Here is a 17,148-nt window from a genome sequence, read left to right as displayed (position 1 = left end):
CCGTGTCCTTAAAATGCTTCTTTGAAGGGACGTAGGTCTATTTCATGGGTCCAAGAGTTCGGCTGCTGCCGATGAAGCATCCAGAACGCCTGGGCGATTTCATCCGGGCGCAACGCGCCATCCTCGCCTTTGAGCTTCAACGCCAGCTTCCCAAGTCCCTTTACGCTTCTAATAACGTCGCCATCGATGACGCCATCAATCACGATGTGGCCAATGTGGATGCCCTGAGGGCCAAATTCCCTCGCCATCGACTGAACCATGGCGCGCAGCGCTGCTTTAGCTGACGCGAATCCAGAGAACAACGGTTTTCCTCGCATGGAGGCACTGGCGCCGGTGTACAGGATCGTGCCGAGTTGATCGCCGTGGTTTTCATCGATGTGTTGCTGCATCAGGCGAATCGCAGCCTGGCCCACCAACATGCCGCCCAAAACGCAACGGCGCCAATGGCCTTCAATCAACCGCACATCGTGTTCCATAAACGGCGCGGGCAGGTTCCTTCCGGTGTTATAAACCACCAGCCGGAGCACGGTGCCGGAATTGCTGACCTGCTCAAAGAGCGCGGTGATATCCTCATCTATGGTGCAATCCATGATCACCGCCGTGGCCTGCCCTCCGGCAGCAACGATCTCATCAACAATCAAATCCAGCTTTGCGGGTGTTCGCCCTGCGATAAATACATGCAACCCTTCGCGCGCGGCTTTGACCGCAATGGCTGCGCCAACGCCAAGGCGTGCACCAACTCCAATAATCACGGCAGATTCTGATACCATATGATTTTCACTCCTCATGCACGCATGGGTGTTTCCTGTTGGTCCAGCCGATCCCGCCCAAAGAATACTCATCTGCGACTAAAACGTCGGAGCGTTCCCTTAAAACCGGGTGTTGTACTGGACACTGAAAATGTTGGCTTTTGAGGACTGAGAAGCCTCAACTCTCGATGTTTCGGGCCCCAAGGCCGCATGCTCATTGACCACCGTGCCCTTCCCTTTAATGTAGGCTACGCCAACGTCAATGCTGGATGCCGAATCCAGGTCAAACGTCGCACCGGCTGTAAGCCACTGGCGGTCCGTGTCCGGTATGCTCAATGAACGATGGTCTTCCGGTGCCGCCCCTTCGTCGAACGCGTACCCTCCCCGGAGCGTAATCAGGTCGTTCAGCCTGTACGTCACGCTGGCACTGTAACGGAAGCTGTCGTCGAAGTTTTCTTCCCGCAATGGCAGCAGGTTTCCGTCCGACAGATCGATATCCAGGCGGTCAAAGCTGCTCCATTCTGTCCAGCCCACACTCGACTGGACAGACAGGGATGACGACAGATGATGGTTAATCGCCAGCTCGGCCATCGCGGGCAGTTCCAGGTCCAGTGACGCCGACTGGTTATAATCGCTGACAATGTCCGATTCGATCTCGCCGCTAAGCTTGAGCTTTGTTTTCGAACGATAGCTCAGTCCCAGGGATGTAGACTCGAGGGCTTGCCAAAAGACGCCAACGTTCCAGCCGACGCCCCAATCGTCGCCTTCCATATCAACGATTTTCCCGCCCGATGGCACCAATCCCCCAGTCGCGGCAGCCAGCGAAGCAGGAACCGACGTGGACAAACTGGCCTCCGCATACGTAGCGCTCACCCCCAAACCGACGCTCAGATCATCAGAAACCTTGTAAGCCACCGTCGGGTTAATGACGGTGCTGGTAATCTCTGACCGGTCTGCAAAATGCAGGGCGTTGTAATCCTCACTGTATTCGGTCGACAGCCCAAAGTTGGCAAAGATGCCGAGTCCCAGGCTCCATTTGTCGTTCAGCGGTGTGGTGTAAAAAACAGCCGGCACAATGGCACCGTCAGACACTTCACTGTCCGACGCATCCGTAGTGACTTCGTTCGGACCAACAGTGTTTGTAACCTCGCCCTCGGAGTCGATATTTGGGTCGATGTAGCTGCCAAACAGACTTAGCTCACTGGCATCGAACATAGCGATTGCCGCAGCATTGGATGGCAGAATACTGCTGTTTTCCAGTATTACAGCCTGGCCTGCGAAGGCTCTTCCAAGCCCATTGGAACTATGTTCTTTCAACTCAAAACCAGCTGCAGTTACTTCTGTATTTGCTGTCAAAAATGCTGTGGCTGCATAGGCCAAATTACGACGATTCATTGATTGTCCTAAAAACTGAGAATTATGCATAGAGTTGCTGGATAGACAACAGAGATTACCTGTATGATTACAATCAAAAAAGGTGCTTTTAAAAGGTCATATTACTATTTTCAGTGCTATTTAAATTCCAGCTCTGACATCTGATTTATAGTGTCAAGACAAACTGACTTTATATGATTGACAACAGCAAATTCAGGCAAGCCTGCTGTTTTTCCATTCCAAACATCGCTTAGTTCAACTTTAACATCATTACCATGTTGCTTAATCGTCCACTGCCCGTTATATGGGTCTACCCTCACCAATTCCATGGAATCTTCTAAAAAAGAATAATCTGAAGTTAGGCGAATCCGTACTTCATCAGGTGACTCATGAACAAGTTCTTGAATCATCACTATATATCGATCATTAAGCGGGAAAGGCATTCCATTGACTAGAGTGGCCACCTGACTACTTTCATTTATCTTCACGATAAGCTCAGCATTTATTACACCACCCAACCAGTTAGGCATACCATCCAGATTAAAAATCAAGTCTTTAATTTGGCTAACTTTTGAGTTCGGCACTACCGTCTCAAGATAAGTTCTAACAAATTGCTCATCGCCCGAGTGAGCAAGATCTATTGAAAGCTGATCAGATCTATAGACATTCTCGTAGTTCAGGCTATCTACGTTCAGACTTTGAGCAAGCCCAATTACTGGCAAAGAAAACAAGATCAATAAAGTAAATCTTATTCTATGAATTATATTCACCATCATTACTCCGGATAGCCATTAACGGCTTTTTAAAGATTGCAATCAAATAAATGGAAAGGTCAAAAAAACATCTACCCGACATCTGACACCCTGATTAAGATGCTCGTTTTTCCATCCCGGCGACTTTTACAAGAAATCCTGAAAATAGTGTCGGGGAGCCTTCATCACCATTTAATATCATATGATATTAAAAAGTTATGAAAGCCATAGCGCCTACTACTAGGCGTTATGGCCCGCCTGCAACCATTGGCATTGGTCCTCCTCACCCGGTTCGGGAAGCACCTCTCCGCCCTCCATAATCCAACTGGCCGGCACCTCGAACAGCGATAGTTCCATTTGATGCTCGGGAACTCTCATCAACTCAGATATCTGACTTATCTGTTCCTGACGTAGAGTGTTATTCATCTCCCCTGTTCGCCCTTTCCTTACATTTCCAATGATATTTAATGTGATTCCGCCTGCCAGCGGTACATTTTCCATAAACAATACATTTACAAACGTTTCCGGTGCGCCGGTAATTCCACAGTGCACATTCATGATCAGGCTTGCCAACTCCTGTCGCTTTGGTACAGGAATTGAGGCTTGCGTTGAAACCATATATAGGGGCATGATGGCCTCCTTATAAATATTTCAAATTAGAGATTTACACTAGAGTTCAAATACCCTTTCTTGATTTTTCCGGCGATCAACCCCGTAAGGATCTTTATTTGGGTTTTGGTTCTTGCTGATTTTTCAAATCGGGTAGCCATCGATTTCGTGAAGGCCTTTGACTGAGACATATCGGAAACAGCCAGAATGATTTCATTCTTGCTACACCCGGTGACGTGCTGCCATTTTGCACACACTTCCGCCATGAATGGATGTCGCATTTCATTCGGCATGCCATTCTTGACGGGAATCTGAACAGTGGATGCGGTTGACAACTTCCCTGCCAGATAAGACTGCTCATAGGGGATTTTCAGCCAGAAAAAGACCAGTTTATTTCCCGAACCAAAATGTGTCTGATAGGTGCTCGTAATCACCGATTCCAATTGCTTTATCTTGTTGTGCCCAATAGAGCCATCCTGAATTGAGCAAGTGACCGGAATAATGTTCATCTTTGCCGACCTTGAGTCCGATTTGGTAAGAGCATGGATTCATCATAAATCCCATGAGAGCAAAAAAAACAATGAAATAAGTTTACTCCCCCTCAAAAATTCGAGAATAGGCATCCACAGACCGAGAGATTCCGTTTTTTTGTCACACAACCAAAACAAGTTCATTACCCAGGTGTCAGCGTTAATCGGTATTTTTATCAGGACGGCAATTACCTGGAGACACAACGAAAATGTCGAACCACAGTCCACTCTCTAAACACCTGAAGCTACGTTCAGGCGCAGTACTGAAAAACAGGATCTGCAAATCGGCCATGAATGAGGCCATCGCCACTGGCGAAGGCCGAGTGGTTCGTCAGTTCGAAGTGCTTTATCGCACCTGGGCTGAAGGCGGCGCCGGATTGTTAGTGACTGGTAACGTCATGGTGGATCAGCGCCATGCCAACGAGCCGCTTGCGGTGGCTGTTGAGGATCGGCGTGACTCCTTGCTGCTGGAACTCTGGGCGAAAGCAGCAAAATCACATGGGGGGCAAATCTGGGCTCAGCTGAATCATCCGGGAAAGCAATCTCCGAGTTTTCTAAACAGCGAGCCCGTTGCCCCTTCCGCGATCCCGTTGGCCAGTGAGATGTTTGTTCCTCCGAGGGAGCTGAAAGAAGCCGAAATTCACGACATCATTCATCGGTTCGCCAAGACAGCGAGTATTCTAAAAGAGGCTGGTTTCGATGGTGTCCAACTCCACGGCGCTCACGGCTATCTGATCAGCCAGTTTCTGTCACCAAACCACAACAAGCGCAAAGATGACTGGGGCGGTTCTCTGGAAAACCGAATGAGGTTTGTTACCGAGATCTATAAAGCCATTCGCACCAAAGTGGGCAAGAAGTTCTCCGTTGGCATCAAACTGAATTCGTCGGACTTCCAGAAAGGCGGATTCACCAATGATGAGTCCATTGAGGTGTGCAAGAGTCTGGACAAGCTTGGCATCGATATGATTGAGATCTCCGGCGGAAGCTGGGAGAACCCGGTCAATCGGAAAGGCAACCTGAAGGAAAGCACCAAGAAGCGTGAAGCATACTTCCTCGAGTTTGCGGAACAACTCAAGCTAGCAGTCAAAGCACCCATCATGGTTACCGGTGGCTTCCGAAGCCAGCGAGCAATGAATGACGCGATTGAATCAGGGGCTATTGACGTTGTCGGTCTCGCACGACCGCTCGCGGTCGACCCAAACATGCCCAACAGACTGTTGAAGGGCCGCAATTATGTGTCCTCCGTTCAACCCATTTCGACTGGAATCAAGAAAATTGATGACATGGCGATTATGGAGATTAGTTGGTACACCGATCAGATTCGCCGGATGAGCGAAGGCCTCAAACCCAAGACCAAAGTCTACGGTGCATTTTCTGCCGTCGCGACGATTTACCAGTTCTGGAGGCGTGGCCAGGCGGTTAAGCGTGTCCGAGCGTAGCGAAAGGCGTGTCGCCTGTCGCTGGCCCCGGGCGCAAGAGTCCGGGGCTTCAGAGCATATGACCTGGCCAGGCGTCACTCTCCTACCTGTCGTGTGGCAGCATGTATTGCGAGAAGATGGCGACAATCTCTTTGACAATGGGCGAAAGCAAAATCTCCGGTTTGACCAGGCACTTGCATTGCCAGAGCACTTCAGTCTGAAACTCCAGTTGTGCCAGTTCTCCACTGGCGAATTCCTGCCTAAACAGTGTCTCAGGGCCCGCTGTTATGTAATCGGAGTTTGCCACTATGGATTTAGCTGTGCTGTAGTTTTCACAGAGGATATCTGGCTCGAGACTGGTCCTCTGAACCCGAGGCGAGATCTGTTGGCCGAGGCTTTTAGGGATATTTGGCAGCACAGACTTGAAGCGTACAACATCCTGAAGACTGATCACTTTTTGTGAGGCCAATTCGTGCCCCTCACGGACGGCGGCCACAATTTTATCCGAAGTGCATAATGGAACTGAAAACTCATCAGGAATCTCGTCATCGGAGAAAGGACCTATCGCTATATCAATCTCGCTCTGCCTGAGTTGGTTTAGGAGTGCCTGTTGTGACAGGGTGACCACTGACACTCGGAACTGATAGTTCTGTTCCGAAAAATCCAGCAATACCTTGGGCAACATGATCTGGGAGATGATCGGGCCCACCCCTATCCTGACAACGCCTCCAACCTTGTTCGCCATCAATTCCAGTCTTCTTTCAATGATGCTGAGCTGCGTTCTCAACTCATCCCCTTCACGAAGCAGGAACCTGGCCGCCTCGGTAGGCGCCATACCGGCACTGTCCCTGCTGAAAAGCTCCATGTTGATCTTGTGCTCCAGGCGGCTGACTTTCTTGCTGAGCGTTGGTTGGGAGACGTTGAGGAGCTCCGCAGCCTTGTTGATGCTACCGACTTCGCTGATCACGCGAATCATTGTTATGTCTGATATATCAATCACCTAAAAATACCCTGATCAAATTGTTGTTCTGCATATCCGGATACCAAGTGCCAATGCTCTCGAAGGACCTACCCAGCGAGGAATAGTGCGTCCTATGCTGGGCTAAATCATACACCCGCACCTATTCGATTCCTTGCCCCCTGCAGGAAAAACTTTTCATTTAATTTTAAACCAAGCCTAAATTATTGTTTGCTTAACGAACAATTAAGCCAGGCCATGCACTGCTTCGCTTGGCAAGGCCAAGGAACACAACAGAGATGAACCGCAACGGGATGAAGTCAACCAGCGATCAAGAGCGTCTCGTACGCACCTATCCAAAAGATGAGGTACCGGTGCACGAGAGTACCTACTCTGCCATCAGAGGCAGCGCGGAACAGTATCCAGGCAAAACGGCCATCTCATTTTTCCTGAGCGGCGATTCGTATCAGGAAGCTCACCATATAACCTATCAAACGTTAATAGAGAAGGTTACCCAGACAGCAAACTTCTTTCATTCCCTGAACCTAGGAAGTGGCGATGTTGTGGCCCTGATTCTACCCAATGTGCCCGAGGCTCACTACGTGATCTGGGGAGGCGAAGCAGCGTGTCAAATTCTGGCAATCAATCCTTTGTTGGAACCGGGCCAGATCAAAGAACTGGTCAACTCAGTTGGTGCCAAAGCCGTAGTCACCATGAACCCCATAACCAATATTGATCTGTGGGACAAGTTGCAGGAGATCCTGCCGGCGCTTAGTTCGATCGAACATGTCGTAGGGGTAGATATCGCCCATTATGTGAGGGGCGTGAAAGGTCTTGCTGCAAAAGCGATTCAGTGGCAGAAGCGCTCTGGAATCAAAATGTCTGCCGGGAAATGCTACCACAACTTTACCGGAGCGATTCGGTACCAAAACAAGCAAGGCCTCGATTTCAAGAGGGCCTACACGCCCGAAACCATCTCCTCGCTTTTCTGCACCGGCGGCACAACGGGGTTGCCGAAAATCGCCCGGAGAACCCACCAGAATGAGTTGTCGAATGTCCTTTCTGTCGTCACTGCGAACCGTTCGCTGTTGACCAAAGATAAAGTGATCCTCGGGGGTCTGCCGCTATTTCACGTCAACGGTGCTCTGGTAACGGGCTTACTGCCCTTCTCTCTTGGCGCGACCGTCGTCATGGCGACGCCCCAGGGCTATCGGGGGGCAAAGGTTCTGGAAAAATTCTGGGATATTGTCGAGCACTTCAGAATAAACGCGTTCAGTGCCGTGCCAACGGTCTATTCGGCCTTGATGAACTACCCGACCGAGGGCAAGGACCTCAGCTCTCTGGAGGCGGGAATCTGTGGCGCCGCTCCAATGCCGGTTGAAACCTTCAAGACTTTTCAGGAGAAAACGGGTATTAAAATTCTCGAAGGCTATGGACTGACGGAGGGCACCTGCGTCAGCAGCCTGAACCCCGTCCATGGCGAGCAAAAAGTAGGCTCAATCGGCGTGCGTGTTCCGTTTCAGGACATGGAGTGCGTCCAAGTGGATGGCGAAAAAATCGTTCGACGGTGCGAAATAGATGAAATCGGCGTGCTGGCCATCCGCGGAGCCAATGTGTTCCAGGGGTATCATCTGGATCACCAGAATGCAGGCCTATGGCTTTATGATGACTTGGGTAATCGATGGCTTAACACCGGAGATCTGGCCAGGCAGGACGCCGACGGCTATTTCTGGCTGACGGGACGAAAAAAAGAGCTGATCGTTCGCGGCGGCCACAACATTGAACCTAAGCTGATCGAAGAAATCCTTTGCCGGCATCCCGCGGTTACCTTGGCCGCGGCAGTGGGCAAACCCGATGCCCATGCCGGTGAGGTTCCGGTGTGTTACGTACAGACGAGACCAGGGCACCCGGCAACATCGGCCGAGCTGTTGGCGTTTGCCGGTGAGCACATCGCAGAAAGAGCGGCGATTCCCAAGGAGGTCCATATTGTTCCTGAACTGCCTGTTACGGCCATTGGCAAGGTGTACAAACCTCAACTTGAAATGCAAGAAATTGAAAAGTGCATTGCCGCGCTGGCGCAACAGGAGATTCCTGGACAAGCCGTTGAGATCAAAGTGAAGCAGGATCCGAAACACGGGGTTCTGGCCTCAGTTGCTCTGCCCAACGCCGATGAGGAGATCAAGACTAACTTCGCGAAGCGTCTCGGCGAGTACACCTTCAGATCATCCTGCAACTAAATCGTAACCATCTCTTCCCGCCCAACGCAGTGCCCGGTTGTACGGGGAGCTTTGCGCCTGCCAGTGATCTCGGCGGGCGCCTTTTTCGAGCCAGCCTGATAATTCATCCCCCGCCCCAACCTTTACCCCCGAATTCGGCGTACCCTGCGCCCGATATGCTATTTCTTCGTACCCCTTCGGCAAACTAATAATTATCGCCAGATAATTCTTTTACTTACCCTAGACAAGCACGAACGATAGACGCCAGACCAGACCAGACCAGACCAGACCAGACCAGACCAGACCAGACCCATAGGTCAAGCCACTAAAATACGTCAGGTAACATTATGAGCACCATTGAGAAACTCCCTATTGAGCAAGACTACTCCTACCTCAATGACCGGTTGATCGCGCAGCAGGCCGCATTTCTCGCCAACCCCATGCCGAGCGCTCAGCAACGTATTGAAAGCCTAAATAAGCTCAAGCGCATTATCATAAACAACTCGGATGCCATTATTTATTCCATAAGCATGGATTTTAGCAATCGCTCCGAGTCAGAGACGCTGCTGGCCGAAATCTTCCCCTTGCTTGATGCGATTGAATACAGCAAGGCCCGAATTAAAAAATGGATGAAGGCGCAAAAGCGCAAGGTGCCTATGACGGTGATGCCGGCCAGCGTGTCGGTAATGTATCAACCGCTGGGTGTCATTGGAATTGTCGTTCCCTGGAACTTTCCGTTGTTCCTTGGGCTTTCGCCCCTGGTCTCGGCGCTGGCCGCTGGCAATCGGGCGATGATTAAGATGTCCGAGTTCGCGCCCCGTACAGCCGACCTGGTCAAGGACATTATTGACAGGGAATTCAACATCGATGAGGTTGCTGTATTCACTGGCGAAGTGGACGTGAGCAGCGAATTCACTAAGCTGCCCTTCGACCACCTTGTGTTCACCGGAGCAACCCCTGTCGGCAAGATTGTCATGCGGGCGGCAGCGGAGCACCTGACACCGGTCACCCTCGAACTGGGCGGAAAATCACCAACCATCATTCACGAATCATTTCCGATCGAAGAAGCTGCAGAGCGGATCGCCTTTGGCAAAGGCATGAACGCTGGGCAAATCTGCGTGTCGCCCGATTACATTCTGTGTCCACGCCATAAAGTGAATGCGTTCGCTCAAGCCTTTGTTAAAGCCATGAGCCGCAACTATCCAAATTTGAGATCCAACGAAGACTACACCGCCATTATCAATGCCCGACAACTGACGAGACTGCAATCCTACTTGCAGGACGCGAAAGAAAAAGGTGCTCAGATCATCACCATCAACCCGGCGGATGAAACCTTCGAGAGCACCCGAAAGTTCCCGATGACCCTTGTGCTCGACACCACGGCGGACATGCTCGTCGAGCGAGAAGAAATATTTGGGCCGATCTTGCCGATCAAGGCCTATGACAGCTTGGATGAGGCCATTCAGTACGTAAACCATGGCCTCAGGCCTCTGGCGCTCTACTACTTCGATTGGGATAAGCAGCGGTCGGACGAAGTCCTGGCCAGGACCCATTCAGGCGGTGCCTGTATCAATGACACCTTGAGTCATGTCACCGTAGACGACGCCCCATTTGGCGGCATTGGGCCTTCTGGCATGGGCCATTACCATGGCAAAGAAGGCTTCATTAATTTCAGCAAAGCCAAAACCGTGGTGCGTAAAGGACGCATCAATACTACCAAGTTTGTGGCGCCGCCATGGAATAAACCTGCCTACAACCTGCTGGTCAAGCTTCTCTGGTTCAAATTCAAAACGCTGCGCCGATGAGTTGGCCCTGGAGTGACGATTACTGACGACCAATTTAAGAGAACTGATATGGTTGATAACAAAAACAATCATCCAACCTATGACTTTGTCATTGTTGGAAGCGGCTTTGGCGGATCGGTCAGCGCCTTGCGTCTGAGTCAAAAAGGCTATCGGGTGCTGGTTATTGAAAAAGGCGCCTGGTTCAAGGACAACACCTACGCCAAGAATGCCTGGAACCTGAGAAAGTGGTTGTGGATGCCCCGTCTCGGCCTCCGGGGAATCATGAAGATGACCGTGCTGCGCCACGTCACTGTCTACTCGGGAGTGGGCGTTGGTGGAGGCTCGTTGACCTATGGTGCGACATTGCCAACACCCAAATCCAGTTTCTTCAAGTCAGGCTCCTGGTCAGAGCTGCAGGATTGGGAACAGGTACTGAAGCCGTTCTACGCCGAGGCCATGAGGATGCTGGGCGCCACCACCAATCCGACGCTTACCGATGCCGATCGCGTGATTGAAGACCTGGCTATCCAGCTTGGAAAGGAAAAAAATTTTCAGCCCAGCCGTGTCGGCGTATTCTTTTCGGACAAGGGTCAACAGGGCAGCTTCGTGGCCGACCCCTACTTTGGCGGCGAGGGGCCCGAACGCAAGGGATGTGTAGAGTGCGGCGGCTGCATGACCGGCTGCCGGCACAATGCAAAAAACACCCTCGACAAAAACTACTTGTATCTGGCTCAAAAGCTGGGTGCCAAGATTGCCGCTGAACGCGAGGTGACCGACGTCATGCCTGCCGGCAGCTCCGACGGCCGCGATGGTTATTTCGTGTCCTTAAAAAGCTCAAAACCGTATGGAAAACTGAACTCTGATGTCATCCTCACGAAAGGCGTTGTATTCGCGGGTGGCGTGCTTGGCACCGTCCCTCTACTGCTTAACTTGAAAGCCTCCCATTCCCTTCGCCATTTATCTCCTCAGCTGGGCGCCGACATACGGACCAATAACGAGACAGTCACCAATGTCACTTCCAGCAATGAAAACCTAAACTTTGCCCAGGGGGTGACCATTGGCTCGGTGCTGAATATCGACGAAAACAGCCACGTAGAGCCCATTAACCACAATTCGAGATCGGGCTTCATGAGGTTCCTGAGTGCGCCGAGTGTTCAGGGAGAGAGCTTTATCGCCAGGCTCGCCTCATTCATCGCCTTAATGATGAAGGAGCCCCGACAACATTTCCGGGTGTTGTTTGCCAGAAATTGGGGCAAACGGACGATCATGCTGCTGTTTATGCAGCACTTGGACAGCACCCTCAAACTGAAGCGCGGCTTTGGCGGTGTCCTCCAGAGCTCGGAAGGTGATGGCCCCGTTCCCTCACGCACAATCCCGGAATCGCAGGCAGTCACCCGGGAAGTGGAGCAACTGGTCGATGGAAAGGCAACCACCGGTATAACGGAGGCCTTGTTCGGCACTCCGTCGACCGCCCACATACTGGGAGGGGCGGTGATGGGCGCCACTGTTCAAGAAGGGGTGATCAACGATAAATGCGAGGTCTATGGTTACCGCAATATGTGGGTGTGTGACGGGTCTGCGGTGTCTGCCAATCCCGGGGTTAATCCGTCTTTGAGCATTACCGCGATATCCGAATGGGCGATGAGCCACATTCCCCACCGGAACTGACCTACTCCCCAAGGCAACCGGTGTCCTAATTCAACATTATTGGAGCTTTATTGCCGATGCCATAGAGCGAAAGCGAAAGTTTAGGACTTTCTGTGGTCGTCTACCGGGCTCGCTCCTCGCACATCGTCGCTTGCTCCAGATCATCCAGAACAAGCAGCGATGTGGGCAGAGATGTTTTTCGAATCCCGATTGCGGATTAAGAATTCCAGATTAAGGATGGTATGAAATTCTCATCAGTGTGCAATACACCACTGGCAGAACTACGAGCGTCAAAATGGTTGCAATGCCCAGGCCGAACACAATAACCACCGCCATACTTGCGAAAAAGGCATCACTGAACAGAGGAATCATCCCCAACATGGTAGTTACGGCCGCCATGAGCACAGGTCGGACCCGGCTCACCGATGCCTCAACCACCGCAGTGAATGCATCATCCTGCTGTTCTACCTGAATCTTGATCTCCTCAACCAGCACAATGGCATTCTTCAATACCATACCGATCAGACTCAGAGTCCCTAGCAGCGCCATGAATGTGAAGGGTGCGCCGAGCAATACCAGTCCACCAATGATTCCAATCATCATGAGAGGAACAATCATCCAGATAGACAGAGCCTGTCGGAAGCTGCCGAACAACAGCATTGAGATAATGAACATGCCCAGCAGCCCCAGAGGCAGCGAGGAAAAAAGCGAGGTCTGAGCCTCGGTTGAGGTCTCGTGCTCCCCACCCCACTCAATGGAATAGCCGTGGGGAAGCTCCAGCGCGTCGACCTGCGGGCGGATCCTTTCCAGTACACTCGCCGCCGTCTCTCCGGACAAAGGCATGGGTTCGGCATAAACCGCCAACATCCGCTCCCGGTTTCTGCGTTTTATCAACGGATCCCGCAGTTCCGTATTGATGGCATTGATGACGTTGCCCGCGCTGACATAACGGCTCTGCTCTTCACTCCATACATTGATCGACGTGAGGTTTTCGATATCAAATCGCTGCTCCTCTCTTGACCGCATAATGATCGGGATGAGGTCGCTCCCCTCACGGTACACGCCAACCCGCTGCCCCTGATTGTTCAGCAATAACGCCTGGTGCAGTGACTCGCGAGATACGCCAAGGCGCCTTGCCTGTTCTTCAAGGAACTCCGGTACGATCACGGCTTCCCGATTGGCCCAGGACAATCGCACGCTGTCGGCCAGAGGTTCACTTTCAAAAACCGCCTGTACGCGCGCACCAATTTTCCGGAGCTCTTCGGGGTCTTCTCCGAAGATACGAGCTTCAAGACTGGCTTTGGCTGAGGGCCCCACCTGTAATGCCTGCACTTTGTACTGCACGTTCGGGAAGTCTGCGCGCAGTTGCTGAATGACTTCCTCCATACGAGCCTCTCTCGACGCCTTGTCCCGGGTCTCTACGATTAACTGGCCAAAGCTGGCGTATCGCTGCTCCGGTGAATACGTCAACGTAAAACGCTGGGCTCCGCCGCCGGTGACACTGGTCACCTGAACGACCTGTTCCATGTCATTCACGCGCGATTCCAGCCGCTTGACGGTCTCTTCGGTTTGCAAGATGTCGGTGCCTTCCGGCAACCACAGATCAATAAAAAAGAGTGGCGTTGTGGCGTTCGGGAAGAAAGCATTCTTCACCTGTCCCGAGAACGATAGAACCCCAGCTAGTAGCGCGATAGCGAGCGTGATTGTCACGAGGCGATAATGAATTGCGTAGGTCAGCAGGCGGCGGAAGATGACGAAGACAATGCCCTTATAGGGATCGTTATCGGATGACTGATCGACATTCTCTAGCTTGTCGGGATAGAACATATCAAAGAAAAACGGGGTCAGAGTCAGTGCCGTCAGCCAACTCAGGAAAAGCGAGTAGCATAGAACCCAGAACAGGGAGCCGATGAATTCACCGGTGGTGTCTGGTGAGAGGCCGATAGGAGCAAAGGCCGTTATGGCAATCACGGTAGCACCTAGCAGTGGGAAGCGATTCTGCGAGACCACTTCTTTGGCTGCCTGCCTTTTGGACTTGCCTTTGGATAGGCCAATCATCATGCCCTCGGTGACGACGATGGCGTTATCGACCAGCATCCCCAGCGCGATGATCAGCGCACCCAATGAAATTTTCTGGAGCTGAATACCGTGTATTGCCATAAGCACGAATGTACCCATGATGGTAACCAGCAGGATCAGCCCCATGAGCAGACCACTTCGCAGCCCCATGAACAACAGTAGAACGATTATGACAATGCCCACCGCCTGAGCGAGATTCATGAGGAAAGCCGATACTGCCTCCTCGACGACCTCGGGCTGGTTATACACTGTGGTCAGTGTCATTCCGATAGGCTGCTGTTTTTCAAGGTGTTTCAAAGTATCGCTAAGGCGCTCGCCTACATCAACAACGTTGGTGCCGGCCGCAAATGACACGCCGATGGTCAAAGCTGGCAATCCATCGGAATGGTAGAGCAAGGCGGGTGAGTCGTTGGTCACCCTGCGAACTTCGGCCAGATCGCTGAGCCGGATAATACCCGAATCAGCGCTTCCAACCGCCAGTTGCTCAAGGGCGTCAACGGAATCAAGCTGACCGGTTGGCTGAACTGATAACGACAGCCCTTCACTACGCAGGTGGCCCGCGTTGCCCACCGTATTCTGGGCATTCAGAAGGCTGGCCAGGTACTCTGGCGAGATTTCAAGAGCACGCATACGGTCGCGGTCCAGTGACACGATCATCTGCTCGTCAACACGGCCACCGATGCTGACTTTTGCAACGCCCTCCAGCAATCGCAGTTCTCGCTGAATGAGGTCTGCATGGTCACCAAGATCTTTTAGTGAGTAGCCGTCACCACGCAACGTGAGCAGCAGGCCGAAGACATCGCCAAAGTCATCGTTTACGATAGATGTATTCACGCCTGGAGGCAGACCAGCCTGGGCATCGTTAATTTTTCGCCGAAGGATATCCCAATACTGGTCTAACTCCCCTTCTCTGACCGTCTTCTTGAGTTGGACAGTAATCTGCGACAAGCCGTCCGAGTTCACCGAGGTAATGTCATCGATTCCGGGCATCTGCTGGATCGCTTTTTCCAGAGGCAGCGTGACCTCTTCCTCGACTTCAAGAGGCGTTGCCCCGGGATATTGGGTGGTCACCAAAGCGGAACGTAACGTGAACTCGGGGAATTCAAGCTGGCCAAGCCCCAGAAACGCGAACATGCCCCCAACCCCAAGCAACAGCGTGACCATCCAGCTGATGGACTTCCGGTCAAGAAAATAATCGACCATCTCAGAGCCCACCCTCTTTTTCCCAGGGACGGACCGAACGATCCCTGTTCATCCGGTGAGCGCCGGCAACCACGATTCTGTCGCCCGGGCTGAGCTCTCCCCGAACAAGCACGCCATCGTTCATTTTTTTGCCCGGTTCGACATCGACTGGCTCGACGCTACCCGTGTTATCGCCTTCGTCACCGTCCGCAGCAGCCACGTATCGCCAAACCACGCTGGTTCCAGGTTGGGTGTCAGGCGTTACCAGCGCCGCAGATGGTATCAGCCAGGACGGAGCGCTCTCTCCAGCCAATGCGCCGTAATCAAGCAGAACGGTCGCGCTCATGCCCGAAAGCACGGTAATGTCCTCGGGTTCAGGAAGAGTTACGGTGACTTCGTAACTGAGCGACCCCTGAGAGGCATTGCTATCATGCTCTTTGTAACTAGCGGCGTAGCGTTTGTCTGGAACCTCTGGGAACTGGACCCAGGCGATGGTGGTGCCATTAGCACGAACGTTCCTGGATTTCTGAGGCTGAAGGCGGCGGACCTGTTGCTCCGGCATCTGGAACGAGACGTCAATGGAGCCGGGCCGCTGCAATTCGGCAATGGCCTGCTGGGCTGATACAACCTGAAAAACATCCACCGGTACCCGCGAAATGACACCATCAAACGGTGCCTTGAGAATGGTATAGGAAAGTTGGTCTTGAGCGCTGGCCAATTGCGCCCTGGCAGAAAGGTACTCGGCTTCGGCCTCATCGAAGCGGGCCCGACTGATGGCCTGTCGCTCCAGTGATATGCGCATTCGCTCAAAGGTGGCCTGTGCCAGATTGAAATTTGACTGGGCATTCTCCAGGCTGGTTCTTGCGTCCCGATCGTCCAGACGGGCAACAACCTCCCCTTTCTCTACAGTGTCGCCTGCTTTAACGGCCAGCTCTGTTAGCTCTCCCCCCACTCGGAAAGAGAGCTCTGAATGGTCAGACGCCGAGACTCTGCCCGGATACTGCTTGAGCGTACCTGACTGCGCCTGCTCTAGTGTCATGAGCTTAACTGGGTAGACGGTTTGCTGGGTCAGAGGGGGCGCCTCCGCCGAACACCCCATCACCAGGAGGCTCAAAAGCATCGCAATCACTTCCCGTCCGCTCAAAGGCGCGGCTGTCTTGAATATTTTTAGTTTCATAACCCGTAACTCTCTAAAAAATCAGGTATTACGACGATCGGCAACCGCATCCCACGCCATATTGAAGGCTAATTCGATATGGTCATCGGTCCCCTCAAACGATCCTTGCAGGCACCGTTGAACGAGATGGTAGATAGGGCGGAACATAAAAGTTTCTAGAAGAGGAAAAGGCACCGGTTTAATCAACCCGGATTGCCTCCCCTGGTCAACTGCCTTCAAAAGCGTTGCGGCTCGTGTTTCGTTTCGCGCCTGAATCTCGGGAGTCATCCGGGCAGAATGCGTGAACGACTCGTGATAGCGGAATAGTTCCGGACGCTCAAGGCCGAGCCGGAACAGTGTGTGCCACTGGCGCCTCAGTCCCTCACGCAAATCCTTCCCGAGAGAAAAACTGTCCAGGGCGGCATCAATGACCTGATCGCTGACGTAATAAAATGTCGCCAGCAAAAGCCGTTCTTTATCTTCGTAGTAGATATACAGCGTGGCTGGTGACAAACCCGCAGCCTTGGCTATCTTGCCAACCGAGGTTGCTGAAAAACCGTGTTCTGCCACTTCCCTAACGGTAGCTTCCAGGAAAGCTATTCGTTTCGAATCGTCTCTTTGCCGCATTTGTCTGCTCAACGCTTCAAATTTGCCGGCCTAAAATAAATGAATGTTCACTTATTTTCAAACCAAA

The 17,148-nt window shown here is 52.2% G+C and carries 13 protein-coding genes; 4 read left to right on the top strand and 9 right to left on the bottom strand.

The annotated features are described in order from the left end of the window. Nucleotides 1-8: 8 nt before the first annotated feature. From J2887_RS10105 to J2887_RS10085, 5 genes are all read right to left on the bottom strand, one after another. Nucleotides 9-770 carry an SDR family NAD(P)-dependent oxidoreductase gene (locus tag J2887_RS10105; protein WP_227175877.1) on the bottom strand — a complete coding sequence of 254 codons (762 nt, stop codon included), beginning with the start codon at nt 768-770 and terminating at the stop codon, nt 9-11. Between the two features lie 99 nt (nt 771-869). Then, complete coding sequence (locus J2887_RS10100) at nt 870-2,144, bottom strand: OmpP1/FadL family transporter (RefSeq protein WP_227175876.1); 1,275 nt, start codon at nt 2,142-2,144, stop codon at nt 870-872. A 116-nt stretch (nt 2,145-2,260) separates the two neighbouring features. Further along, nucleotides 2,261-2,893, bottom strand: a complete 633-nt coding sequence (locus J2887_RS10095) for a hypothetical protein (RefSeq protein ID WP_227175875.1) — start codon at nt 2,891-2,893, stop codon at nt 2,261-2,263. 222 nt (nt 2,894-3,115) lie between these two features. Then, nucleotides 3,116-3,505: a tautomerase family protein gene (locus J2887_RS10090; protein ID WP_227175874.1), complete on the bottom strand. Its 390-nt coding sequence runs from the start codon at nt 3,503-3,505 to the stop codon at nt 3,116-3,118. Nucleotides 3,506-3,531: 26 nt separating this feature from the next. Further along, the gene (locus J2887_RS10085) at nt 3,532-3,993 is read right to left on the bottom strand and encodes a hypothetical protein (protein ID WP_227175873.1); all 462 of its coding nucleotides are present in this window, start codon (nt 3,991-3,993) and stop codon (nt 3,532-3,534) included. Nucleotides 3,994-4,223: 230 nt separating this feature from the next. Here J2887_RS10085 and J2887_RS10080 point away from each other — a divergent pair, with 230 nt between their 5' ends. Further along, nucleotides 4,224-5,453 (top strand): NADH:flavin oxidoreductase/NADH oxidase family protein, encoded by a 1,230-nt coding sequence (locus J2887_RS10080; RefSeq protein WP_227175872.1) that lies wholly within the window; start codon nt 4,224-4,226, stop codon nt 5,451-5,453. A gap of 82 nt (nt 5,454-5,535) precedes the next feature. Here the strand turns inward: J2887_RS10080 and J2887_RS10075 are convergent, their stop codons facing one another. Continuing rightward, nucleotides 5,536-6,408, bottom strand: coding sequence for a LysR family transcriptional regulator (locus J2887_RS10075; protein ID WP_227175871.1), 873 nt, complete (start codon nt 6,406-6,408; stop codon nt 5,536-5,538). 281 nt (nt 6,409-6,689) lie between these two features. Between J2887_RS10075 and J2887_RS10070 the strand changes: the two genes are divergently transcribed. The 3 genes from J2887_RS10070 to J2887_RS10060 all read left to right on the top strand — a co-directional run bounded on the left by J2887_RS10070 (nt 6,690) and on the right by J2887_RS10060 (nt 12,058). Continuing rightward, the gene (locus J2887_RS10070) at nt 6,690-8,627 is read left to right on the top strand and encodes an acyl-CoA synthetase (protein ID WP_227175870.1); all 1,938 of its coding nucleotides are present in this window, start codon (nt 6,690-6,692) and stop codon (nt 8,625-8,627) included. Between the two features lie 326 nt (nt 8,628-8,953). Further along, nucleotides 8,954-10,411 (top strand): coniferyl aldehyde dehydrogenase, encoded by a 1,458-nt coding sequence (locus tag J2887_RS10065; protein ID WP_227175869.1) that lies wholly within the window; start codon nt 8,954-8,956, stop codon nt 10,409-10,411. A 48-nt stretch (nt 10,412-10,459) separates the two neighbouring features. Beyond that, nucleotides 10,460-12,058 carry a GMC oxidoreductase gene (locus J2887_RS10060; RefSeq protein WP_227175868.1) on the top strand — a complete coding sequence of 533 codons (1,599 nt, stop codon included), beginning with the start codon at nt 10,460-10,462 and terminating at the stop codon, nt 12,056-12,058. Between the two features lie 210 nt (nt 12,059-12,268). Here the strand turns inward: J2887_RS10060 and J2887_RS10055 are convergent, their stop codons facing one another. From J2887_RS10055 to J2887_RS10045, 3 genes are read right to left on the bottom strand one after another with little or no spacing between them, the layout of a single operon-like run. Next, the gene (locus J2887_RS10055; RefSeq protein ID WP_227175867.1) at nt 12,269-15,319 is read right to left on the bottom strand and encodes an efflux RND transporter permease subunit; all 3,051 of its coding nucleotides are present in this window, start codon (nt 15,317-15,319) and stop codon (nt 12,269-12,271) included. 1 nt (nt 15,320) lies between these two features. Then, the gene (locus J2887_RS10050; protein ID WP_227175866.1) at nt 15,321-16,475 is read right to left on the bottom strand and encodes an efflux RND transporter periplasmic adaptor subunit; all 1,155 of its coding nucleotides are present in this window, start codon (nt 16,473-16,475) and stop codon (nt 15,321-15,323) included. Nucleotides 16,476-16,496: 21 nt separating this feature from the next. Next, nucleotides 16,497-17,081: a TetR/AcrR family transcriptional regulator gene (locus J2887_RS10045; RefSeq protein ID WP_227175865.1), complete on the bottom strand. Its 585-nt coding sequence runs from the start codon at nt 17,079-17,081 to the stop codon at nt 16,497-16,499. Nucleotides 17,082-17,148 lie beyond the last annotated feature (67 nt).

Source organism: Marinobacter sp. CA1, assembly GCF_020546665.1.
In the GTDB taxonomy this organism is placed as follows: Bacteria; Pseudomonadota; Gammaproteobacteria; order Pseudomonadales; family Oleiphilaceae; genus Marinobacter; species Marinobacter xestospongiae.
Note: the sequence above shows the minus strand (reverse complement) of the source record. Positions and strands in the feature narration are given on the sequence as shown.

Bases quoted from the DNA above. Each gene is read 5' to 3' on its own strand.
- J2887_RS10050 (WP_227175866.1), bottom strand. From the start codon at position 16,475: ATGAAACTAAAAATATTCAAGACAGCCGCGCCTTTGAGCGGACGGGAA.
- J2887_RS10060 (WP_227175868.1), top strand. From the start codon at position 10,460: ATGGTTGATAACAAAAACAATCATCCAACCTATGACTTTGTCATTGTT.
- J2887_RS10105 (WP_227175877.1), bottom strand. From the start codon at position 770: ATGGTATCAGAATCTGCCGTGATTATTGGAGTTGGTGCACGCCTTGGC.
- J2887_RS10085 (WP_227175873.1), bottom strand. From the start codon at position 3,993: ATGAACATTATTCCGGTCACTTGCTCAATTCAGGATGGCTCTATTGGG.
- J2887_RS10055 (WP_227175867.1), bottom strand. From the start codon at position 15,319: ATGGTCGATTATTTTCTTGACCGGAAGTCCATCAGCTGGATGGTCACG.
- J2887_RS10070 (WP_227175870.1), top strand. From the start codon at position 6,690: ATGAACCGCAACGGGATGAAGTCAACCAGCGATCAAGAGCGTCTCGTA.
- J2887_RS10075 (WP_227175871.1), bottom strand. From the start codon at position 6,408: ATGATTCGCGTGATCAGCGAAGTCGGTAGCATCAACAAGGCTGCGGAG.
- J2887_RS10065 (WP_227175869.1), top strand. From the start codon at position 8,954: ATGAGCACCATTGAGAAACTCCCTATTGAGCAAGACTACTCCTACCTC.
- J2887_RS10045 (WP_227175865.1), bottom strand. From the start codon at position 17,081: ATGCGGCAAAGAGACGATTCGAAACGAATAGCTTTCCTGGAAGCTACC.
- J2887_RS10100 (WP_227175876.1), bottom strand. From the start codon at position 2,144: ATGAATCGTCGTAATTTGGCCTATGCAGCCACAGCATTTTTGACAGCA.
- J2887_RS10080 (WP_227175872.1), top strand. From the start codon at position 4,224: ATGTCGAACCACAGTCCACTCTCTAAACACCTGAAGCTACGTTCAGGC.
- J2887_RS10090 (WP_227175874.1), bottom strand. From the start codon at position 3,505: ATGCCCCTATATATGGTTTCAACGCAAGCCTCAATTCCTGTACCAAAG.